The organism is Ferruginibacter sp., from assembly GCF_031391665.1.
Taxonomy (GTDB): domain Bacteria; phylum Bacteroidota; class Bacteroidia; order Chitinophagales; family Chitinophagaceae; genus Ferruginibacter.
The window spans coordinates 1-24096 of sequence record NZ_JANMUN010000248.1 but is presented as its reverse complement, the minus strand read 5'-3'; the positions used below and the strand labels follow the sequence as shown (position 1 = coordinate 24096).

The 24096-nt window shown below is 36.4% G+C and carries 22 protein-coding genes; 12 read left to right on the top strand and 10 right to left on the bottom strand.

The features are described 5' to 3' along the window. Complete coding sequence (locus tag ACY651_RS18905; protein WP_462255064.1) at positions 1–1320, bottom strand: sensor histidine kinase; 1320 nt, start codon at positions 1318–1320, stop codon at positions 1–3. Positions 1321–1528: 208 nt separating this feature from the next. Between ACY651_RS18905 and ACY651_RS18900 the strand changes: the two genes are divergently transcribed. After that, complete coding sequence (locus ACY651_RS18900; RefSeq protein ID WP_462255063.1) at positions 1529–2080, top strand: YqgE/AlgH family protein; 552 nt, start codon at positions 1529–1531, stop codon at positions 2078–2080. Between the two features lie 80 nt (positions 2081–2160). On the opposite strand, the gene ACY651_RS18895 is transcribed toward ACY651_RS18900, so the two are convergent. Then, positions 2161–2982: a purine-nucleoside phosphorylase gene (locus ACY651_RS18895; protein ID WP_462255062.1), complete on the bottom strand. Its 822-nt coding sequence runs from the start codon at positions 2980–2982 to the stop codon at positions 2161–2163. 60 nt (positions 2983–3042) lie between these two features. On the opposite strand from ACY651_RS18895, the gene ACY651_RS18890 reads away from it, so the two are divergent. The 8 genes from ACY651_RS18890 to ACY651_RS18855 all read left to right on the top strand — a co-directional run bounded on the left by ACY651_RS18890 (position 3043) and on the right by ACY651_RS18855 (position 12603). Next, on the top strand, positions 3043–4311 hold the full coding sequence (locus ACY651_RS18890; RefSeq protein ID WP_462255061.1) for a DUF547 domain-containing protein: 1269 nt from the start codon (positions 3043–3045) through the stop codon (positions 4309–4311). A 3-nt stretch (positions 4312–4314) separates the two neighbouring features. Continuing rightward, positions 4315–4650: an arsenosugar biosynthesis-associated peroxidase-like protein gene (locus ACY651_RS18885; RefSeq protein ID WP_462219270.1), complete on the top strand. Its 336-nt coding sequence runs from the start codon at positions 4315–4317 to the stop codon at positions 4648–4650. A 235-nt stretch (positions 4651–4885) separates the two neighbouring features. Beyond that, complete coding sequence (arsS, locus tag ACY651_RS18880) at positions 4886–5950, top strand: arsenosugar biosynthesis radical SAM (seleno)protein ArsS (RefSeq protein WP_462255060.1); 1065 nt, start codon at positions 4886–4888, stop codon at positions 5948–5950. Positions 5951–5991: 41 nt separating this feature from the next. Then, on the top strand, positions 5992–6684 hold the full coding sequence (locus ACY651_RS18875) for a DUF2064 domain-containing protein (protein WP_462255099.1): 693 nt from the start codon (positions 5992–5994) through the stop codon (positions 6682–6684). Between the two features lie 79 nt (positions 6685–6763). Continuing rightward, entirely contained in the window at positions 6764–9910 is a 3147-nt protein-coding gene (locus tag ACY651_RS18870; protein WP_462255059.1) for a TonB-dependent receptor, read from the top strand. A 26-nt stretch (positions 9911–9936) separates the two neighbouring features. After that, complete coding sequence (gene arsM, locus ACY651_RS18865) at positions 9937–10911, top strand: arsenosugar biosynthesis arsenite methyltransferase ArsM (RefSeq protein WP_462255058.1); 975 nt, start codon at positions 9937–9939, stop codon at positions 10909–10911. Positions 10912–11013: 102 nt separating this feature from the next. Continuing rightward, entirely contained in the window at positions 11014–11613 is a 600-nt protein-coding gene (locus tag ACY651_RS18860) for a TIGR04282 family arsenosugar biosynthesis glycosyltransferase (protein WP_462255057.1), read from the top strand. A 27-nt stretch (positions 11614–11640) separates the two neighbouring features. Continuing rightward, positions 11641–12603, top strand: coding sequence for a 1-acyl-sn-glycerol-3-phosphate acyltransferase (locus tag ACY651_RS18855; RefSeq protein ID WP_462255056.1), 963 nt, complete (start codon positions 11641–11643; stop codon positions 12601–12603). On the opposite strand, the gene ACY651_RS18850 is transcribed toward ACY651_RS18855, so the two are convergent. From ACY651_RS18850 to atpD, 4 genes are all read right to left on the bottom strand, one after another. Next, on the bottom strand, positions 12604–13659 hold the full coding sequence (locus ACY651_RS18850) for a VOC family protein (protein ID WP_462255055.1): 1056 nt from the start codon (positions 13657–13659) through the stop codon (positions 12604–12606). A gap of 59 nt (positions 13660–13718) precedes the next feature. Continuing rightward, positions 13719–14414, bottom strand: coding sequence for a TIGR04283 family arsenosugar biosynthesis glycosyltransferase (locus tag ACY651_RS18845; RefSeq protein WP_462255054.1), 696 nt, complete (start codon positions 14412–14414; stop codon positions 13719–13721). Between the two features lie 86 nt (positions 14415–14500). Further along, complete coding sequence (gene atpC / locus ACY651_RS18840) at positions 14501–14752, bottom strand: ATP synthase F1 subunit epsilon (protein ID WP_462222411.1); 252 nt, start codon at positions 14750–14752, stop codon at positions 14501–14503. 253 nt (positions 14753–15005) lie between these two features. Next, positions 15006–16511, bottom strand: a complete 1506-nt coding sequence (atpD, locus tag ACY651_RS18835) for a F0F1 ATP synthase subunit beta (protein WP_462255053.1) — start codon at positions 16509–16511, stop codon at positions 15006–15008. Between the two features lie 243 nt (positions 16512–16754). Here atpD and ACY651_RS18830 point away from each other — a divergent pair, with 243 nt between their 5' ends. Further along, positions 16755–17885: an endonuclease/exonuclease/phosphatase family protein gene (locus ACY651_RS18830; RefSeq protein WP_462255052.1), complete on the top strand. Its 1131-nt coding sequence runs from the start codon at positions 16755–16757 to the stop codon at positions 17883–17885. A 4-nt stretch (positions 17886–17889) separates the two neighbouring features. Here ACY651_RS18830 and ACY651_RS18825 read toward each other — a convergent pair whose 3' ends face one another. The 4 genes from ACY651_RS18825 to ACY651_RS18810 form a co-directional block, all read right to left on the bottom strand. Beyond that, positions 17890–18612, bottom strand: coding sequence for an MIP/aquaporin family protein (locus tag ACY651_RS18825; protein WP_462255051.1), 723 nt, complete (start codon positions 18610–18612; stop codon positions 17890–17892). Between the two features lie 78 nt (positions 18613–18690). Then, on the bottom strand, positions 18691–20280 hold the full coding sequence (locus ACY651_RS18820; RefSeq protein ID WP_462255050.1) for a glycerol-3-phosphate dehydrogenase/oxidase: 1590 nt from the start codon (positions 20278–20280) through the stop codon (positions 18691–18693). A gap of 83 nt (positions 20281–20363) precedes the next feature. Continuing rightward, positions 20364–21854, bottom strand: coding sequence for a glycerol kinase GlpK (gene glpK, locus ACY651_RS18815; RefSeq protein WP_462255049.1), 1491 nt, complete (start codon positions 21852–21854; stop codon positions 20364–20366). A 120-nt stretch (positions 21855–21974) separates the two neighbouring features. Beyond that, positions 21975–22916 carry a hypothetical protein gene (locus ACY651_RS18810; protein ID WP_462255048.1) on the bottom strand — a complete coding sequence of 314 codons (942 nt, stop codon included), beginning with the start codon at positions 22914–22916 and terminating at the stop codon, positions 21975–21977. 21 nt (positions 22917–22937) lie between these two features. On the opposite strand from ACY651_RS18810, the gene ACY651_RS18805 reads away from it, so the two are divergent. Both ACY651_RS18805 and ACY651_RS18800 read left to right on the top strand, forming a co-directional pair. After that, positions 22938–23405: a hypothetical protein gene (locus tag ACY651_RS18805; protein WP_462255047.1), complete on the top strand. Its 468-nt coding sequence runs from the start codon at positions 22938–22940 to the stop codon at positions 23403–23405. Positions 23406–23543: 138 nt separating this feature from the next. After that, the coding region (locus tag ACY651_RS18800) for a carboxypeptidase-like regulatory domain-containing protein (RefSeq protein ID WP_462255046.1) at positions 23544–24096 on the top strand (553 nt) is incomplete at its 3' end.

Sequence of the window (24096 nt, the reverse complement as noted above, 5' to 3'; positions counted from 1 at the left end):
TTACATCGCAGCCAGCGGCATACTAATAACAAACGTACTCCCCTTTCCCAACACACTCTCTGCCTTAATTGTACCATGATGCGCCAGCACCATAATTTTTACATAACTCAGCCCCAGGCCAAATCCTTTTACATTATGGATATTGCCGGTATGGGCACGGTAAAATTTTTCAAAAATGCGGTTTACGGTTTCTTTGTTCATGCCAATGCCGTTATCTTCAATTTTTATTTTTAAATGGTTGCCGCTATTCTCCGTAGTTAGTTTTATCTGTAAATTTTCTTTTGAATATTTTACCGCATTATCTAAAAGGTTATTTATTAAATTGGTAAAATGTACTTCGTCGGCAAGTATCAAATCTTTTTCTGCATTTAACTTCACATCAAGTGTACCCTTTTTTTCTTCTACCTGTAAAGTAATATTATTTAATGCACTGGTAATTAAATCGTGTGCCGAAGATTTTTTAAGATTCAATTGCACTTCCTGCTTATCCAGCAAAGCCGCCTGCAGTATGGTTTCCACCTGCTTGTTCATGCGTTTATTTTCTTCTTTAATTATATGGGTAAAGTAATTGGTTTTTTCTTCGTTGCCTTTTACCTTATCATTTTTTAACGCATCTACTGCCAGCGAAATTGTAGCCAGCGGTGTTTTAAATTCATGCGTCATGTTATTAATAAAATCTGATTTTATTTCACTTAATTTTTTTTGTTTCAATAATGTTCTGATAGTAATAAAAAAAGCGGTGGTAATAATTAAAGTGAACAAAATAGCACCAATAATAAACCAGTACATTTCTTTCCAGATAATACTTTTTTGATTGGGTATAATTACACAAAGCAATTCTTCATTCACTAAATTTTCGTAGTTGCTGCCGCTGGGTGGTTGTAACGCAATTACATGGTTTATGTTATTGGCAGAGTCAACATAAAGTTTATAATAATTATCAGTAAGTAATTGCCTGCCGCTTATGGAGTTTTCGGTAATGGCAAATTCAAAAGGGTAATGCTTAAGATTTTTTTGGTTAAATGCATTTCTTATAATCTGAGAAATTTCTTCTTTTGAAAATCTTTGTATTACTGATGATTTAAAATATTGTAACCTGTCACCGGGAAAAAGCATATCGTTCCTGTTGGCAAAAGGTATAATGGTATTTTTGCCCTGCGATAATGTTTCGCCAGCTATTTCCAAAGCGTGGATAATATTTTCTTCCACCTGCTTATCCTTAGCATCTCTTGCACTTTTTATCCAGAGAAACTGAAAAAAAATCAGCCCCAGCAGTGATAAAAAAATCAGTATGGTTATAATAGGGAAAATTCTTTTCATCTATGCAAAAATATATCAGTTAGAGGGTGTAAAATATGGTAAAACTGCCAAACTGTAAATTTAACGAAGGTTTAGTTTTTTTTAGGTGCCTGGCGCTACCAGTTATCTGGAAATATAAAAGCTTATCCGTAGCGGCCTTACACCAAATATCTTCAATAAATTTTACTTTTCTCTTTTGTAATTTGCAATTAAACCTTACTTTAGGAATATGATTGACCCAGGCCCAGGCATATTATTAATTGCAGACCCGTTTTTAAAAGATCCCAATTTTTTAAGAACGGTAGTGCTGTTGTGCGATCATAAAGAAGAAGGCAGCTTTGGTTTTGTGCTGAATAAAAAAATTGAGCAAACACTTGATGAACTGCTCAATAATTTTGATGGCTTTCCTTTACCTGTTTTTTATGGAGGCCCGGTGCAAACAGACACTATTCACTTTGTACACCAATACCCCGATTTAATACCCGAAGCTTTTAAAATAGGCGATGGTATTTACTGGGGCGGCAATTTTGAAACTGTTACTGCATTAATAAAAAATAACAGTCTTGACCAAAAAAAAATAAAATTTTTTATTGGTTACAGTGGCTGGAGCGATGGGCAACTGAATGATGAAATGAAAGAGAAAAGTTGGCTAACAGTTGACGCCACAAAAAATTTAGTATTTAATACAAAAGATAACGAAGTATGGAAACGCAGCCTGATACATTTGGGCGGCGATTATGAAATGATGATAAACTTTCCGATTGATCCGCAATTGAATTGAGGTTTAGATGTTTAGAAAGTTTAGGAGTTTAGTAATCATTCTGCAAAATCTAAACTCTCTAAACGTCTAAACCACTAAACTTAAAAGCCTCCAATTACTTCAGCAAATAATTCACTCAACTTTGCATCAGCCTTACCAGCCACTGCAATTATTTCTGCAATATCAACAGGCTGCAAATTATCAGGGTCGCATTCATCAGTAATTACACTTATAGCAGCACAGGGCAAACCAACATGGTTGGCAACAATTACTTCGGGTACTGTACTCATGCCTACCATATCGGCACCCATATTTCTTAAATGCCTGTACTCCGCCCTTGTTTCTAAATTAGGACCTGCAACAGCAACGTAAATACCTTCTTTAACTGGTATAGATAATTTTTTTGCAGCAATCAAAATTTTATTGTTCAAATCTTTATTGTAGGGGCTGCTCATATCAACAAAACGGTTTCCAAAAGCGGCATCGTTCAATCCACGTAAAGGATTTTCGGGTTGCTCATTAATATGATCGGTCAATAAAACCAGATCGCCTTTTTTGTAAGCAGCATTCATACCCCCTGCTGCATTACTCAATAATAAATATTGTACACCTAATTCTTTCATCACCCTTACCGGAAAAGTTACCTGCTGCATAGTGTATCCCTCGTAATAATGAAACCTGCCCTGCATGGCAATTACCGGTACATTATTCAACAATCCATAAATTAAATTGCCTTTATGAAACTCTACCGTTGCTTCGGGAAAATTGGGTATTTCATTATACGGAACTGTAATTTTTATATCAATCTTATGTATAAATGCGCCAAGGCCGGTGCCTAATACAATACCTGCTAAAGGTTTTCCTATACCCTTATTATGTAAAAATGCCGCACATTCTTTTATCATTTTTAAAGAATACTCCATAACTAAATCTTTATTGGGTGAATGTACGTAAATTGGTTTTAAACTGTTTTACATTTATATATGAAATTTCTTTCTGCAATATTTATTTTTTTATCAATAAACAGCTTTGCCCAAACCGGTTACAAAACCGGCGATGCTGTTGCCGATCTGCAGGTTAAAAAAATTCTCAATTATAATACCCCTTCCTCTACTCTAAAAAATTTAAAAGGCAATATTACTATTATAGATTTTTTTGGTACCTGGTGTGTGCCTTGTATTAAGGCTTTACCTGAACTTACCAGTTTTAAAAATAAATTTGCAGCAGATGTAAATATTTTTTTGGTTTCAAACGAAACAGAGGATAAACTAAACAAATTTATCAGCAGCCGTAAACCTTTTGCTTTGCCCCTTGTTGTTGATGAAGGCAATATTTTTACCAATGCTTTTCAACCACCATCTTATCCTTACACTGTGGTGCTGGATAAAAATTTAAAAGTAATTTCAATTACCAATGCTGCAGACCTTACAGAAGCCATGCTGCAAAAATTTATTGAGGATGGAAAAATTACGACGGCAACACAAACTGTTATAGTTAAAAGTGAATCTAAAACTGAATTAAAAACTGATACAAAAATGCCTGTTTTTACTGTCAGTAAAAACACACTGATAAAACTTTCGCAGGATTTTATGTATGCTGCCAAATTAAATGAAGATGTTACAGCATTTATTGATCAGCTTAAAAATTTATCTTTTGATGAGCTGACAAAAAATATCAGCAATGATGAGGAGAAAAAATCTTTCTGGATAAACCTATACAATGGTTACGTAAATTCATCGCTGCATAAAAACCCAGATCTGTACAAAGACAGGGGCGAATTTTTTTCTGCAAAAAATATTATTGTTGCCGGCAAAACATTCAGTCTTGATGTAATAGAACACGGCATCTTAAGAAGAAGCAAAATAAAATGGAGCCTCGGGTATTTTAATAAATTATTTCCCAATAAAACCGAAAGGGCATTACGTGTACGCCACTTAGATAACCGTATTCATTTTGCTTTAAACTGCGGTGCCAAAAGTTGCCCGCCTATTGCATTTTATAATGCCGAAAATATTAACCAGCAATTAGAGCTGGCCACCAAAGCCTATTTAACCGGAGAAGCAAATTATAATGTAACAGAAAATAAATTATATCTTCCTGCAATTATGGGATGGTTTAGAAGAGATTTTGGTGGAAAGAAAAAAATGATCCGGCTTGTTAAATCATTAAATATTGTTCCCGAAAAAGCTAACCCCTCAATAGCATTTAAACCTTACGACTGGACACTGTATTTAGAAAATTATAAACTGTAACACATGAGCGACCATTATTACAATGCAGCCGACCTTGCTAAATTTGGTAATATCGGCGAATACCAAAAAGATTTAGCCGATAAATTTTTTGCCTGGTACGGTGCAGCCTTTGCCGATAGTGCCCTTACTGCAAAAGAAAAATCGTTGATCGCCTTAGCCGTTGCACATGCCGTGCAATGCCCGTACTGCATTGATGCCTACAGCAGCGATGCTTACGAAAAAGGATACAGCGAAGCACAAATGATGGAAGCCGTACACATTGCCGCAGCCATAAAAGGTGGCGCTGCATTGGTGCATGGTGTGCAAATGATGAATAAGGTTAAGGAGATTGCGATGTAAAACCCCTGTCCCCTAAAGGGGAACTAAGATTGTTACATTAAAATTAAATTTATAAAATAATAATTTTATAAATTTTTATTTTGCTGACAAGCGGCATGAATATTACCCAACATCGTTGTGTCACTCACTTGTACAGAATAACATTATTGAACTTTTATCGAAGCGATTGAAATAAACGAAGTAAAAAATAAATTATACACTAACAAATTAATTTTCCCTTTTGGGAACAGGGCCAATGAAATCATTAAAAGCACAGCACAATATTCTTGCAGATGCACATGAACAAATAGAAATATTAGAGCATGGTGTAAATCATGATGATGCATTCAGGTTAATTCCATTTCAACAAAAATTGGAAGCCATTGGATTGTATCCATTGCTGCCAACTGCATTAGAAGTTTTTCAAATTAACGTAGGCAAAATGTGCAACCAGGTTTGCAAACACTGCCATGTAGATGCCGGGCCGGACCGCAAAGAAATAATGACAAAGGAAACCATGCTGCAATGTGTAGAGGTAATAAAAAATAATCCTTCATTTACCACAGTTGATCTAACGGGTGGCGCACCCGAAATGAATCCTGATTTCAGGTTTTTTGTAAACGAAATAAAAAAAGCTAATCCTCAAATAAAAATAATTGTACGGTGCAATCTTACCATCATCCGTGCTAACAAAAAATATTACGACCTTCCCGAATTTTTTAAACTGCATAATATAGAAGTAGTTTCTTCTTTACCTTTTTACACCGCCGACAGAACAGATAAACAAAGAGGGGATGGTGTTTTTGAAGATAGCATTACCGCCTTACAAATGCTAAATGCCGTTGGTTATGGAATGGAAGGCAGTGGCCTTACTTTAAATTTAGTGTATAATCCAGCCGGTGCATTTTTACCACCATCACAAACAGCTTTGGAAAAAGAATTTAAAACTGCATTAAAAAAAGATTTCAATATTTCTTTCAATGCGCTTTTTGCCATTACCAATTTACCTATCAGCCGTTATTTAGATTATCTATTGCAAAGTGGCAATTACGAAAAGTATATGGAAAAATTGATTGCTGCATTTAACCCGGTGGCAGCAAGTAATGTAATGTGCCGCAATACGCTTTCCATTGGTTGGGATGGATTTATTTACGATTGCGATTTTAATCAAATGCTGGAGTTAAAAGTGGATTGCAGCAGCAGGCACATTGCACAATTCAACAGTACCACATTACAAAACCGTTCTATTGTGGTTAACCAGCATTGTTTTGGTTGCACGGCGGGTGCAGGCAGCAGTTGCGGTGGTGCGGTTGCAGAATAAATCCTGTTTCAACTTATTAACGTAAATAAAAAAAACATACGCTGCAACAAAATACTGTCATATTAATATTCAGCCGTTCGGCAAAATCAGAAAGCATTTGTAAAAAACTGCATACCGATCATAAAAAAAATATACAACTCCACCAGGCACTTTATAATAAAACGATTAGTATCACAAAAGAAACAAAGCTTCCATTTATTATAATAGACGAATTACAACAGCAGGGCAGCAATTTTGGAGAAAAATTTTGTAATGCTGCTGAATATTGTTTTGACAAAGGTTATACTAATTTAATTACCATTGGCAGCGATTGCGCCACATTATCCGCAACAGATATATTAACAGCCAACAGTCAATTACAAAATAATACCAATGTTATCGGGGCCGACAACCGTGGTGGATTTTATTTACTGGCGCTGCAAAAAAAATATTATCAAAGAGGTATTTTTTTAAACTTAAACTGGTGCAGCAGCCAACTCTTTAAAAATATTACTGCTCATTTTAAAGATAATTTAAACGCCTCTTTTCATATCCTGCAGTATAAACAAGATATAAATAATGCCGGTAACCTGAATGCTTTACGTAAACAGGCTCTACCTGATAATTTTATAAAGTTGTTAAGTCTTTTATCAATCAGCATTTATAACAGGTTTTATTCAACTACTCTTTTATTGCAACAGTTTTTTTACAATAGCCCGGCCTTACGTGGCCCGCCCACTTTTTCAATACTCTAATTATTACGTCAGCGTAAAATTACTTTCACTTTAAAGGTGAAAAATCAAAGCCTTTCACAAAAAAATCAGCCCGGATTAAATGCAAAAGTTTATCATTACTGTATCAGTATTTTTTATTGTTATTAATTTAGCTGCTCAAATAACAACTTCGGGTATTAAAGGCACTGTTGTTTTATCAACAGATAAAACAAAGTTTGCCAACGCTACCATACAAGCTGTTTTAGAAACTACAGGCGAAAAATATACTGCCATTACACAAACCAATGGCAATTTTATTATTACCAATATGAAAAGTGGCGGGCCCTACACGGTTATAACATCTTTTATTGGTTATACTACAGATACTATATCCGATGTTTATCTTTCTTTAGGAAACTATTATGTGGCCGAGGTGGAATTAATAAGCAAAACCACTTTGCTTAATGAAGTAATGGTAGCTGCAAATAATAAAAAGAAAATTAGTTTTGGTAACAATATTACCGGTACACAATTAGCACAGTTGCCCACTTTAAACCGCAGCCTGCAGGATTTTACAAGGCTAACTGCACAGGCTAATGGCAATAGTTTTGCAGGAGCCAATTACCGCTATAATAATTTAAGTGTTGATGGCGCATCGCTCAATGATGCTTTTGGTTTTACCGAGCCTGCAAGCGGAGCTGCCGGTTCATTAGCAACAGGCAACCCCGGTGGCTTAGCAAAAACACAACCCATAAGTTTAGAAGCCATACAAGAAGTACAGGTAGAGCTTTCGCCTTTTAATGTAGTGCTGGGCAATTTTACCGGCGGCAGTGTAAATGCAGTAACAAAAAGTGGTACTAATAAAACAAATGGCTCAATTTTTTTTAGTGGCCGCAATCAAAATATTACAGGTAAAAGTGCCGATGAGAACCGCACTAAAATTGAAAAATTTTACGATTATCAAACTGGTTTTAGAATTGGTGGCCCTATAATAAAAAATAAATTATTTTATTTTGCTGCCGCAGAAATTGCCCGTAAAAGTGAGCCAGTAGGTTTTGCACCGGGCAGTGCAGGTGCAGCTATTCCGTTTGCTGTTGCAAAAGCAATTTATGATACGTTATTAAAAAGATTCAATTACAATTCCGGCTCTTACGATAAAATAGATTTACAAAGCCAAAGCAATAAAATATTTTTAAAATTAGACTGGAATATAAATACCATTCACAAATTAAGTATCAGGCATAATTATGTAAAAGCCTTTGCCGATTATGGCGAACGAAGTGCCAACGTTCTCAATTTTGGCAGCCAGGGATTTAAACACCACAGCACCACTAACAGTACTGTTATGGAAGTACGCAGCAATTTTGCAAAAAATTTATCTAACAACTTAATAATTGGCTATACACAAACCGATGACTACAGAGAAACGAATGGTGTTTTTTTTCCGCATATTGAAATTACTTATAACACCGCTAACACTATTTATGCCGGCACATACAGAGAAGCGGCAGTGTATGGCCTTACACTAAAAACTTTTGAATTTACCAATAACCTTACTTACAACCGCGGCAAACACAATTTTACTTTAGGCATACACAACGAGTTATACAGCGTTAATTACAAATTTCTTACTGCGTTTAATGGCAGGTGGGCTTACAGAAACGTTGATGATTTTTATGCCAATAAACCAAGCCGCATAAGAGGCGTTTATAATTTACAAAACAACGATTACGAATATAACAAAGCCACACCGTCAGCAAATTTCAGGGTATTTTTATTAAGCCAGTACATACAGGATGATATTGCAGTAAATAAAAAATTACAACTTACTATTGGGTTGCGTACCGATGCAACTTTATACCCTGACAGACCGGCTACCAATTCAATTATTACTGCAACAAAAGAATTTGCAAATTATCAAAATAAAAATTATGCCAGGCCGCAGTTGGCTCCACGTTTTGGTTTTAATTGGGATGTGCTGGGCAATAAAAATTTAATAGTCAGGGGAGGGTCAGGTATTTTTAATGGCCGTATGCCTTTTGCATGGTTAGCGTATCCCTACTACAACACCGGTACCACTTATGGTAATATTGATTACAGGCCAACTGGTGTAGTGCCATTAAACAGCGATGTGGCACAAGTTGCAGCAATGTATCAACCCGGTATTAGAGAAATAAATTTATTGGATAATAATTTTCGTTTGCCAAAAGTAATGCGGAGCAGTTTGGGTATTGATGTAAAAATTAAAAATGATTGGAGTTTTACTATTGATGCAACTTACACAAAAACCTTATACGATATTTTATATAAAACAGTAAACTTAAGAGACAGTACGGCAGTATTAAAAGGTACGGGTGATAATCGCCCCGTTTATTTAGGCAACGGCAATCAACAAAAATATAATGCCGCATTTACCAATGTATTTTTATTAACTAATACAAAAGATGGCTACAGGTACAGCATTACAGCATCGGTAGCAAAACGTTATAAAACATTCAGGGCAAACACTGCTTATACTTATGGTGTATCAAAAGATAAAGCGAATGGTGTAAGGGTTTCGCCGCAGGCAAATTGGGAATTTAACCAAACCATACATCCAAATAATCCGCAGTTATCATATTCTAATTTTGATTTAAGGCACAGGAGTATTTCTACATTTCAATTTAATAAAAAATGGAAAAAGGCTGCCACCTTTTTTACATTGGTGTACATTGCACAATCGGGTAGCCCTTACACTTATACTTACATTGGAGATATAAACAGGGATGGTTCGCCAAATAATGATTTAATTTACATACCACAAAATATCAGTGAAAGTAATTTAGCCGATATTAAAGATGGAGCCGGTAACATAACTAATTCTGCTGCCAATCAATGGAGCCAATTAGATACCTACATCAGTAACGATAAATATTTAAGTAAACGCAGGGGAAAATATGCCGAACGTAACGGCGCAAGAACACCCTGGAATAATCAAATGGATATTAAAATTGTGCATACACTGATGATTGGTAATAAAAATAATGCACAGGCTGTAAGTTTTTCGCTGGATGTTTTTAATATTTCTAATTTAATTTCAAAAACATGGGGCAGGCAATATTATGTACCCAATGTATTAAACAGCAGTTATCAATTATTAACCGTAGCAAGAGCAAATACTGCAACTGCACCGGAACTTAATTTTAATAATACCACTACTGCACCCTGGCAGTACGATCCAATATTATCAAGAACGCAGGGGCAGTTGAGTGTACGTTATAATTTTTAAACTATTAATTTAATAAAACAAACAAAATGAGCACCTCTTATTTAGAAACCACCAAAGATGTTTACAAAGCAGCAGCAGAAAAACCTGATGTAGGATTATGCTGCACTACCACGCCTGTTTGGCAATTGCCCGGCTTGGATATGCCGGTAATTATGCAACAAATGAATTATGGTTGCGGCAGTACCGTTAACCCCAGAGATTTGGTGAACAACCCTAAAATTTTATACGTTGGTGTTGGTGGCGGAATGGAACTGTTGCAGTTTGCCTATTTCAGCAGGCAAAAAAATGGTGTGGTGGGTGTAGATGTGGTGGATGAAATGTTAGCCGCCAGCAGAAGAAATTTTGATGAGGCAGAAAAATTAAATCCCTGGTTTAAAAAAGAAATGGTTGATTTAAGAAAAGGTGATGCGTTGAATTTACCTGTAGAAGATAACAGCATTGATGTAGCAGCACAAAATTGCTTGTTCAATATTTTTAAGCAGGACGAATTAAAAAAAGCATTGAGCGAAATGTACCGGGTACTTAAACCACGTGGCCGTTTGGTAATGAGCGACCCCACTTGTGAAACTGAAATGCCCGAAGCATTAAGAGAGGATGAAAGATTAAGGGCATTGTGCCTTAGCGGTTCGTTGCCATTAAAAGATTATATCAAAATGATTACCGACATTGGTTTTGGTACAGTAGAGATAAGAGCGAAAAGAGCGTACAGAATTTTAGACCCTAAAAATTACGCTACCGATAAATTAATTTATATAGAAAGTGTTGAAGTATGTGCTATTAAAGATCCGATGCCTGCCGACGGGCCTTGTGTTTTTACAGGCAAAACGGCCATCTATTATGGCAGCAAAGAATGCCTGGATGATAATAAAGGTCATGTATTATTTCCTAATCAGCCATTGGCAGTATGCGATAAAACTGCAGGTGCTTTAGCGAATTTAAACCGGGATGATATTTTTATTTCTCCCTCTACATTTTTTTATGATGGTGGTGGATGCTGTTAAATAGTATCGTTATCTTTTTTACACAACCGCTGACTGGGTTGAATAAACCCCGACGGCGGCTTTTAGCCCCGTCGGCGGTTCACATTTTTTTTAATTATTAAAATGAAATCTGCTTTAATCATATTCGTTCGCAATCCTATTTTATCTAAGGTAAAAACAAGATTGGCAGCAACCATTGGTGATGAAAAAACATTGCTGGTGTATAAACATTTATTACAACATACCAAAAGTATTTCGCAGCTTGTTGCTCCAACAAAATTTGTTTTTTACGCTGACTATTTAAATGAAGATGATGTATGGAATAGCTATGAAAAAAGATTGCAAACTGGCAATAATTTAGGAGAAAGAATGAAAAATGCTTTTGAGGAAGTATTCAGCCTTGGGTTTAATAAAATTTGCATAATAGGAAGCGATTGTTACGAATTAACCAGCCGGGTAATTGCTGAAGCTTTCGAAAATCTACAAACCTGTAAAACAGTAATTGGCCCTGCAATTGATGGCGGATATTATTTGTTGGGTATGCAACATCCCTTTAAAGATATATTTAGCAATATAGAATGGAGTACAGAAAAGGTTTTTATTGAAACGATAAATAAGATAAATATGCAAAGCTTAACCTGTCATTTGCTTACATCCCTTAATGATATTGATGAAGAAAAAGACCTGCGTCAATCTTCAATTGCTTATTTACTGGATAAATAATTATCTTCCCTTTTAAATAAGGAAGTATTGCTGTATTCATTTGTAAAAATAATTGCCCGGCTTGCAATAAAAATTTATTGCAGAAATATTACTATTAATAAAGAAGAAATATTACAACAGAACGGCCCGTTATTACTTGCCGTAAATCATCCCAACTCATTTTTAGATGCTATAATTTTTTGTACGCTGTTTGATAAACCGGTTTACTCATTGGCAAGAGGCGATGCCTTTAAAAATAATTTTTTTGCAAAAGTTTTGTACAGCCTTAAATTATTGCCAGTGTACAGGGTAAGTGAAGGGGTAGAAAATTTAGAAGAGAATTATAAAACTTTTGAAGAATGCAAAAAAATTTTTAGGCAAAATGGCATTGTATTAATTTTTAGCGAAGGCAGATGTATTAACGAGTGGCATTTACGTCCGCTTAAAAAAGGTACGGCACGCCTGGCCATCAGCAGCTGGCAGGATGGCATTGACCTTAAAGTATTACCCGTTGGTATTAATTACAGCTCCTTTAAAAAATTTGGTAAAAACCTGCACATTTTTTTTGGTGATTTTATTACTGCAAAAAATATTGATGATGCTAACGGTCACGGAAAAAATATACAATCATTTAATGCCAGTCTTTTACAGCAACTGCAGCCATTTGTTTTTGAAATTGACACACATAACAAACTTGAATTGCATAAAATATTATATGTACAGCAGCCGCCGATAAAAAAAATACTATTGGGCATACCAGCTGCAGCTGGTTATATTATTCATGCGCCATTTTATTATTTTGTAAAGTGGCTCGGTAATACACTAATAAAAGAAGAAGGACATTTTGATTCTAAAATGGTGGGGTTGTTATTTTTTTTATACCCGGTTTATTTAATGCTGCTAATTACTTTGTGCTATTGCATTACTAAAAACTGGATGAGTATTTTACTTTTTTTAATACTGCCTTTTACAGCCTGGGCATATGTGCAGTTAAAAAAACAAATGGATTAATTATTTTACCCTGCTAAACCGTAAGCACTTTACCAACCAGTTAGGTAAACATTTTGCAGGGTCTCTTTTTTTTAAATTAAGATACAAACCAATTTTTTTTGCTACAGGCACTTTATGTGTTTCCACATATTCTATCAAAGTGCCGTCGGGGTCTTCGTTATACGCAAAGTGGCCCGATGCTTCTCCCATATCAAAACCATTACAACTGTTAACCGTTAATGGATATTTTTTTTCGGCACAAATTTTTTCGTGGGTATCCATACCATTAATATCAAAACAAACATGTATAAAACCCAAATCTCCCCAATGGCGGTTAGCATAAATTTTTTGAGGAGTAAAATTTTCTGCTTTTATCAGTTCTATTTGTACCGGGCCTAATAATTTTCCAAAGGCACCGGTTGGTTTCCATGGCTTACTTAAAATTACACGTTTGCATTTTCTTTCGCTGCCATGCAATCCTTTCCAGTCTTTAAACACCGCCACATCATTAAAAATTTCTTTACTAAAGCCTAATACATTTTTATAAAAGTCAATAGCTTTTTCCATTGCAATAACGCCGATAGTTACACCGCATACCGCACCGGTAAGTTTATTGTCGTTAGTAAACCAGTAATCATCTTCAATAATTTCAAAAATATTATTCCAGGGATCTTTAATGTAAAAATGTTTTTTACCGCCGGGACTTATGGCTATTGAAGAAATTATATTGACGCCGTTATTTTTATAAAAAGTATGGGTGGCACCTGCATCTTTACACCTTATTTTAACGGCAAAAATGCCTGTATCGCCTAAGCCAATTTGCCAACCGCCAGCTTTAGGAATTTTATTGGTGTACTGCCAAATTTCAAATCCTCCGCCCCCTTGTAAATTCATGGCCAGTATTGCATAACGTTCCTCTGCAATGCCGCCGGTATATTGTTTCATTAAGGTGGCAGTGGCTGCATCTTTAAATACAACAATATCTATCCCAAATATTTTTTTGTACCATACAAAAGCTTCATCAGCATCAGCAACGCCAATACCCACTTGCTGAATGCCATTAATGAATCTTTCCATTTTTTTAATTACGTAAAATACCGGGATACAGATTATAAAATTTATACCTGCTGGTGGTATTATTTTTTCAACATTAATTTATACTGATCCACTATTTGCTGTTGCGATGCACCGCTTTTAAAAAGTTGTATGGCTTTTCTGTTGGCCATTTGTACCTGCCACCAGCTTCTGCCTTCGTATTTTCTGATGCTTATAAGAGTGGTTTTATTAAAAATTTTATAATGGCCTTTTTGTTTTGCCCTTGCAGTTAAATCATATTCCTCCATTATCAGCATATCGTTTTTAAATCCATCCAATGCAGTAAATAATTTTTGGGTGATAAAAAATGTTTGGTCGCCACCATAGCAAATAAACCAATCGAACCTGGTAAAAAATGCATTGAATTTATATATCCATTTTTTACTGTTGAATTTAGTTTGATAGCGGCCGCAATCAAAATTATTTTTTACAGCTTCAATAATATCCGTTGCAAAACTTACTGGCGGAAAAGTATCGGCATGTACAAAATATAAAATATCGCCACTTGCTTTTGAAGCGCCATAATTCATTTGAGCCGCTCTGCCTTTTTGTGGTGATGTAAAAGTTATTGCACCCGAAGATGAAGCAAGTGCAATGGTTTCATCTGTACTGCCACCATCAGTTACAATAATTTCGGCAATTGAATTTTTACTGTTACTTTTTAAATAATTAATTAAAGCAGCAATGTTTTCTGCTTCGTTATAAGTTGGAATTATTATGGAGATTTTATTTATCACTGTTAACACGAATATACACTAATAAAAAAACCATCCCGCCAAATAGCGGGATGGTTTTTTATGGGGCTGGAAGCAGGAGCTTCCAGTTACAATTCTTTTGCACCTTCTACCAGCACAGTTACTTTATTATTTAATACTTCTACAAAGCCGCTTTGTATGGTGTACAATGCTGTTGCAGATTTATCTTTTAAAATTTTAAGGTTGCCGTTTTTTAAAGCACTTACCATTGGTGCATGCTTATCCAATACTTCAAACGAACCACTGATGCCCGGCAGTTGAACGCCGTAAACTTCACCGCTAAAAATTTTGCTTTCTGGTGTTAATATTTCTAAGTTCATGCCCCCTGCCCCCCTGAAGGGGGAACTTGGTTTGTTAGTTAATTAAATTAATTGCTATAGTGCTAAATTCAAATGTTTCAAATAACACTTCTTCTTTCCTCAGTGCTCAATAATGGTATTCTGTACAAGAGTGCGACGCCAATGAAGCTAAATAGAAATTCTAAAGCTGGGCTCAAAATTTGAAATAACAAAATTAAGAGCTTTTAAAAAATCTAATGATGCGACTACCTTAGTTCCCTTTAGGGGACAGGGGCTACGCCTGCGCCGCTGCCATCAACTTCTTACCTTTTTCCATTGCATCTTCCAACGTACCTACAAGGTTAAACGCTGCTTCGGGATATTCATCCACTTCGCCATCCATAATTGCATTGAAACCACGGATGGTATCTTCTATTGGCACCAACACACCTTTTAAACCGGTGAACTGCTCGGCCACAAAGAAAGGCTGACTTAAAAAACGTTGTACTTTACGTGCTCTTGATACTATCAATTTATCTTCATCACTCAATTCATCCAAACCAAGAATGGCAATGATATCCTGTAATTCTTTATAACGTTGTAAAATTAATTTTACCCTGTCAGCAGTATTGTAATGCTCTGCACCTACAATAGCAACAGTTAAAATTCTTGAAGTACTGTCTAAAGGATCAACCGCAGGATAAATACCCAAATCCGCTATCTTACGACTCAATACTGTTGTAGCATCCAGGTGAGCAAATGTTGTTGCCGGAGCCGGATCGGTTAAATCATCCGCAGGTACATATACTGCCTGTACCGAAGTGATAGAACCATTTTTTGTAGAAGTAATACGCTCCTGCATCAATCCCATTTCGGTTGCTAACGTGGGCTGATACCCTACCGCACTTGGCATACGGCCAAGCAAAGCAGAAACCTCGGAACCTGCCTGTGTAAAACGGAAGATATTATCTACGAAAAATAAAATGTCTTTTCCCTGCCCGGTGCCATCCCCATCACGGAAATATTCCGCAATAGTTAAACCGCTTAATGCCACACGAGCCCTTGCTCCCGGCGGTTCGTTCATTTGTCCGAATACAAAAGTTGCTTTTGATTCTTTCAAATCTTCCATATTTACAGCGCTCAAATCCCATCCGCCTTCTTCCATACTATGCTTAAACTTATCGCCGTAATTCATGATACCTGCTTCAATCATCTCTCTCATCAAATCGTTTCCTTCACGGGTTCTTTCTCCCACACCTGCAAATACCGATACACCACTGTATGCTTTTGCAATATTATTGATCAACTCCTGAATTAATACTGTTTTACCCACACCGGCACCACCAAACAAACCAATTTTACCACCTTTTGCATAAGGCTCAATTAAATCAATAACTTTAATACCGGTAAATAATATTTCACTGGCAGTACTTAAGTTTTCGAATAATGGCGGCTTATTATGAATAGGACGGCCACCAACTTTGCTTACTTGTGGTAAACCGTCAATAGCGTCGCCAGTTACATTAAATAAACGGCCTTTAATTGCATCACCAACTGGCATTGCAATAGGAATTCCGGTATCAATTACCACGGTACCACGTACCAAACCTTCGGTACCATCCATTGCAATGGTGCGTACACTGTCTTCACCCAAATGCTGCTGCACTTCTAATACCAGAGTATCGCCGTTTTCACGTTTTAATTCTAATGCATTTAAAATTTCGGGGAGTTTGCTGTCTTTATCAAACTGTACGTCAACTACCGCACCGATTACTGATTTTACTTTACCCGTATTGGCCATAAATAATATTTTATTATAATGAGGTGTAAATTTGAGCGGCAAAGGTAAGGGATGGAGATGGAAAACTGAAATTTGAAGTTTGAAATTTCGTATTTAAAATGAAGAGTTTTTAGCTGGAGCCTCTTCTTTTAATTATATGCAGGCAGATAGGTAAAAAGCTGGTTACTTTTCTTTTAAAAACAATCCTTTTAATATACCGAAGCTGTCAATTTGAAGTTGTAAAGGCGTAATTTTATTTAATATATGGTGCTAAAGTTAAAAAAAATTATATGGGTTTCGTTTGTTAGTGCTAATATTATTGCCGTACTTTTTTATCTGCTGGCCTGCCTGGTACCTTTTTTGGATGCTGGTAAACATTGGTTTATAGCCTTACTGGGCCTTGTTTTTCCCATGCTGTTTTTTGCAGTGTTATGCTTTTTTATTTACTGGTTGATAAAAAAAAGCCGTTGGGCATTTTTTTGTGGTGCTGCACTTTTATTGGGCTGGCAACAAATTTCGGTGTGCTTCAGTTTTAATACTGCCAAAACTTTTAACGTTGCTAAAAAGCCTGAAACCTTACGGTTATTAAACTGGAATTTATCCAGCTGGGGCGAAACCGACCGGGTAAAAAAAGTAAATAATATGTATGCTATGATTGACCTGATAAAAAAGCAGGATGCAGATGTATTGTGTTTTCAGGAATACCTGTATTATAAAAATATGAGGTACCGTGATTCTATCAATGCTGTTTTAAAAGAAGCAGGTTATCAATATGCTTATTTTGCAAAAACCAATTACACCGAAAGGTTTTATACTTCAGCTGTATTAACGGCTGTAGTTATTATGAGCAAATACCCTTTTGCAGATACTGCCCAATTTATTTATAACAAAGATGATTTTGCCGAACCGCTTATTTATGCAGATATAAAAAAGAACGATCAAATAATAAGGGTTTTTACCGCACACCTGCAATCGCTAAGGTTTGAAAATAATGAATACGATGCCCTGCATATATTAAAAAATCCCGGTAGGGAAAGTATAAACCAATCCAGATCGATTGTGTGGAAATTAAAACAGGGCTATAAAAAAAGATCGTTGCAGGCAGAATTTTTAAATAAAAAAATAAAAGAAAGCCCTTACCCTGTAATACTCTGTGGCGATTTTAACGATGTTCCTAACTCCTACGCTTACTTTACTGTTAAAGAAAATCTTCAGGATGCATTTATAAAAAAGGGAAGTGGTTTCGGCAGGACCTTCCGTTTTATTTCGCCTACTTTAAGAATTGATTATATACTGGCAGATAAAAAATTTGAGGTAACACAGTTTAGTAAAATTGAAGTGAATTATTCGGATCATTATCCAATAATTGCAGATATTAAAATTGCAAATGAATAAAATTTTATTGAATAATTCTAAATACCAGCGCTGCAATTACGCCTCCAATAATTGGCCCTGCAACAGGTATCCAGCTATAGCCCCAATTGCTGTCTCTTTTGTTTTTTATAGGTAAGATAAAATGCATTATTCTCGGGCCTAAATCTCTTGCAGGATTTATAGCATAACCTGTTGGCCCGCCTAATGATAAACCAATACCCAACACCAGCAATGCTACAGGCAAAGCATTTAATGCACCTAAAGAAATGCCCACATCATTAATTTTTCCGCCTGCAATTGAAAAGGCACCAAACACTAATGCAAATGTGCCAATGATCTCGGTTATTAAATTATTGGGGGTACTTTTTATTGCGGGAGCATTGCAAAAAACAGCCAATTGTCCATCAGCATCTGTTGTTTCGTTAAAATGCTGCCGGTACGATAACCATGCTAAAAAAGCCCCCGTCATTGCACCGAGCATTTGCGCCGCAATGTAAACCGGAACTTTTGTCCAGTCGTTTATTTTAATTGCATCGGCAATGGTAACGGCTGGGTTTAAATGCCCTTCGCCACCAAGAGAAGTACAAACATATACTCCTACAAATACTGCAATAGCCCAGCCAAATGCAATAACTATCCACCCGCTGTTATTACCTTTTGTTTTATGTAACACTACATTGGCATTAACACCATTACCCAATAAAAGTAATAAAGCAGTGCCGGTAAATTCTGGTAAAAATAGAGACATAAGAAAAGAGTTGATGGTTAAAAGTTGAAAGTTAAAAACTATTTCATTTTGCTACCTGTTACAAATATGATAGTGCACTCAAGATAATAAATATTGTTTTGCCAGTACATTAAAATTATTTACTTGCTGCAACTCCCACTCATTATTTTTATTCATTTGCTTTGCCATTATTGTTGCCACAATTGGGGCTGCTTCTATTGCAGCCTGTGCATTTAAAAATAAAATCCTTGTTCTTCTTGCTAAAACATCTTCCACCGTTTGTGCCATTTCATTTTGTATGGCCCAAATAATTTCAGCTTTTAAATTGGGCAGCGCAGCATGAATTAATTCAGCCAGTGCTTGATCTTCTTTACAAAGATTTTTTATTTGCACGGCATCAGCACCGTAAAAATGTAAAGGATCATTTTTATCAATATTATTTATCCATCCATGAATTTTTAAATTTTGGGTACCACATTTTATTTCAGGAAGTTTTGCAACAGCCATAGCTTTTTTTAAAACATCGTTCGCCATTTTGCGGTAAGTGGTCCATTTACCGCCAGTGACAGTTACCAAGCCGCTTGTGCTTACAAGTATAGTATGATCACGTGGCATTAATGCAGTTTTATTACCGGCGCCTTTTTTTACCAAGGGCCGCAAGCCCACAAAAACACTTTGTACATCAGCCCGTTTTATTGCAACATCCAAATATTTATTAATGTGCTGCATAATAAATTCTATCTCTGCTTCCAACGGTTTTGGTTCTAAAGAATGACTTTCTATTGGCGTATCGGTAGTTCCCACCACAACTTTATCATGCCACGGCACAGCAAATAAAACCCTGCCATCAGCAGTTTTGGGTATCATCATTGCATCGGCACCGGGAAAAAATTTTTTATCCAGCACCAAATGTATTCCCTGCGATGGACTTACAATTTTATCTGCAGTGGCATCATCCATTTGCAATACTTCATCTGCAAAAACACCGGTGGCATTAATAACAACTTTGCATTTTAAATTATAGTCCGTTCCATTAATTTCATCCTTAATAATTACGCCACAAATTTTTTCTGATAAATTGCTGCCGGAGTTTGTAACCCCCGAATGGGTTTTTAAAAGTTTAATCACCTTACAATAATTTAAAACGGTTGCGCCATTTGCTGCAGCAGTTTGTGCTAAATTAATGGCAAGCCTTGCATCATCAAACTGGCCGTCTTTATAAACAATGGCACCGCTTAAATTTTTTATATTAATTGTAGGCAGTAATTCTTTTGTTTTTTTTGAGTTGATAATTTTTGTTTTGCCCAACCCTAAATTACCAGCCATTAGATCATAAATTTTTAACCCAACGCCATAAAATATTTTCTGCCATAAACCGTAACACGGCAACACAAAAGAAAGATTAGAGGTAACATGCGGTGCATTTTTCAACAGTAAGCCTCTTTCCATTAATGCTTCTCTTACCAATTTAATATTGCCCTGTGCCAAATACCTTACGCCGCCGTGTACCAGTTTTGTGGAGCGGCTTGATGTGCCTTTTGCAAAATCATGTTGTTCTACCAATAAAATTTTGTACCCTCTTGTGGCAGCATCCACAGCAGTGCCGAGGCCTGTTGCGCCACCACCGATGATGATAATGTCCCATTCGGTGGTAGCGTAAAGATGTTGCAGCATTTCGGGTCTGTTCATACAAAATGTAGAAGATTCTATTAACCGCCGTCAGGGTTTACAACCGCTGACGGGGTTTGCGAAAAGTTATTATTATTTAAAGTTTATTTAGTATTACTAATCGTTGTATCCACCGCCTTTTGCCAACCCTTCGTCAATGCATTTCTTTTTTCTTCTTCCATGGATGGTGTAAATGTTTTATCAATCAACCATTGCGCCTGTATCTCTTCGATATTTTTCCAGTAACCCACTGCAAGGCCAGCAAGGTAAGCTGCACCTAATGCTGTAGTCTCTGTAATGGTTGGCCGCAAAACTTTGGTATTTAAAATATTACTTTGAAACTGCATTAATAAATCATTGGCCGTTGCACCTCCATCCACCCTTAATTCTTTTATAGAAATTCCTGCATCGGCTTCCATGGCTTTCAATACATCCATAGTTTGGTAAGCAATACTTTCTAACGCCGCCCTTGCAATATGGCTTGCATTGCTTCCTCTTGTTAGCCCAACAATAGTGCCTCTTGCATCCTGGTTCCAGTGCGGAGCACCAAGACCGGTAAATGCCGGCACCACATACACACCTTCATTACTGTTAACCTTAGCCGCTAATGCCTCCACGTCAGATGATTTATTGATGATACCCAATCCATCCCTTAACCATTGCACTACCGCACCCGCAATAAATACACTGCCTTCCAAAGCATAATGTGTAATACCATTTACTTTCCAGGCAACGGTAGTTAATAAATTATGGTTAGAGGTTACCGGTTTTTCGCCAGTATTCATCAGCATAAAACAGCCTGTGCCGTAAGTATTTTTTACCATACCGGGTTGTGTACACATTTGCCCGAACAAGGCGCTCTGCTGATCGCCTGCTATACCTGCAATAGGAATATTTTTTGCGGATAAAATATTTTGTGTATGGCCATACACTTCGCTGCTGCTGCGTATTTGTGGCAACATATTGCCGGGTATATCAAATATTTTTTCCAGTTCTCCATCCCATTGCAGTGTATTAATATTACACAGCATGGTACGGCTTGCATTGCTAACATCTGTTGCATGAATTTGTCCTTTGGTTAAATTCCACAGCAGCCAGGTATCAATAGTACCAAAACATAATTCGCCATTATTTGCTTTTGCTCTTGCGCCATCTACATTATCTAAAATCCATTTTATTTTTGTGGCAGAAAAATAAGCATCTATAACCAACCCGGTTTTTTCTTTTATGGTGCTTTCTAAATTTTTACTTTTTAATTCATCGCAAAAAGATGCAGTTCTTCTGTCCTGCCACACAATAGCATTGTACACCGGTTTGCCTGTTGCTTTTTCCCACACTACAGTTGTTTCTCTTTGATTGGTGATACCAATAGCGGCAATATTTTCTACCGTTAACCCAGCTTTTGAAATGGCTTCGGCAGCAACACCCAATTGTGTACTCCAAATTTCATTGGCATCATGCTCTACCCAACCCGGTTGAGGAAAAAATTGTGTAAACTCTTTTTGTGCCACAGCTATTATTAATCCCTGTTGATCAAAAATAATGGCACGGCTGCTGGTAGTTCCCTGATCGAGAGAAAGAATGTATTGATCCATAGCAAGTAGTATTTTTTTTCAAGGTAACTGAATTTTTTAAATCATTAAAATCAATGGTAAAATCCTAAAATAAAAAAAGCTGCAAGTATAAACCTGCAGCTTAAAATTCTTATAAAAAAATCAACCTCTTCTTTTCTTGCGCTTTTCTTTTCTGTCCTCAACAGCTTCTGCATTACTTCCTTGCACTGCGGCCCCTCTTCTTTGTACCCTGGTATTTTGTGTTTTTCTAACATGAGTATTTCCCCTTGGTCCTGTTACCACTGTACGTTTGGTTGTACGTGTAACGTTATAATTGTTACGGGCAACAGTAGTTCTTGTTCTTACTGTAACAGACGAAACCCTGTATGGTGCATAAATCCTGTGCGCTGCCACTACCCTGTGTGTACGCACTACAGCATAATGGCGGTGGTAATAAACACGGCGTGGGTTAAACACATGCCATGCATACGGACGCCACGGCCTCCAGTAATTTGGGTAATGCCTCCATCTCCATGGCGAAACCCATGGCCTGTAAACCGGGCCGTAAACAAAACGAACACCTGGCCAGAAAAAAACATTTACCACAATACGGTTGGTTTCAAAAAAATTGGCGCTTGGGCCTTTCCCCAAACCTCGATTATTATCTTCATCAACTTCATCTCCTTCGTCGGATGCTTCTACAATTGTTTGCTCGCCAAAAATATCTTCATCACCAACTATTTGCAGCACCGCAGTGGTGTCGCCTGTTTTTTCCAGTTCTATCACCGCAATATCCTGATTTTCTGTTTCGGATATCGCTACCTGCAAAACAAAAGCATGTACATCTTTGTCGGCCTTGTCAATCACTTTTATATAATCAATATCACCATCTCCATTAAGATCGAGGTTGTTTACGTTTTTGTCTTCGGTGTTAATTAGTTTTTCAAATTCTTCAGGAGAACCAGACTGTTTAAACATTTCCAATGCGCCTTGTAAACTAAAGTTGTCGCCGGGCATTCCCGTTGAATCCTGCTGGGCATTAGCACTAAAAGACAATGCTGCAAAAAAAGTAATACTAAGTAGTAGCGATCTTAAAACTTTCATAAAAATAAATTTAGTGAGGTTTTGACTTTAACAATTAGTAAAGGTTTAGTGTACCAAACGTTTATTTTAAATATCTATTATGCCTCAATTTTAATTTGCAACAATGTTGCAGCAATTGTTTATCTTTGTTTTGTGCTGAAAAATAATAAAATATGGATAAAGAAAATAGCAGCCAGTTTTTTGCTGTTGTTATTATTTTCCATCACTGCAATTCAGCTATCGCATTCTCATACTTATAATACAACGGTACAGGAACACAAGAAAGATTTTGTAAAAAAAGATGCTGGCGGCATTTATTATAAAGCTTTATCAGAAAGTAAATGTTTTATTTGCGAATACCAGCTTACAAGAGATGCAGATATAAGCTATTCGCAATCGCCTTTAAATTATCCTGCGCTATTTAACAACTCCATACCTGTACCTTATTGCACTATTTTATCAGCTGCACATACAGTTTTTGAGAACCGTGGCCCGCCGCATACTGCCTGATTTTTTCCGTCAATTTTTTGTAACAGTTATTACTATCTAAGATAAGTGTTACTCATTCACAAACATTACTCTTATCAAACGAACAATCCGCTTAGTAGGAATTTGTTATTGCTGATAATTAAAAATAAATAATTAAAGATGAAAAAAAGTATTCTTCTTATAGCAGGCAGTATTTTTTTATTATGCTGTGCCAATGCAAAAAATAATTCTTCAACTCTACCATCAATAAAAAATTTAAAAGTATTAAAAGGTACGTTTTACGGAACAATAACAGATGCTAAAACCGGTAAAGGCGTTGCCGGCACAAGTGTTTACATTAATGATATAAAGTCAGGCACCTCTTCCGATAACAACGGTAATTTCTCCATTAAAAATATTCCCGAAGGAAATCATTTAATAGAAGTATCACATATTGGTTACACTACCATTGCAGAAAACATAATTGTAAGTGGCGATACGAAAAAAGATTTTGTGCTGGGTGAATCGGTAGTGGAAAATAATGCGGTAGTGGTTACAGGTGTTAGCGGTGCCACTCAATTAAAAAAAGTTCCTTTTGCAGTTTCAGTAATGCGTAAACAGGATTTTTTACAAAATACTTCAACCAATATTATAGAGTCGCTTACAAAAATTGGTGGTGTATCAACTTTATCAACCGGGCCTGCCATTTCCAAACCTGTAATAAGGGGATTAA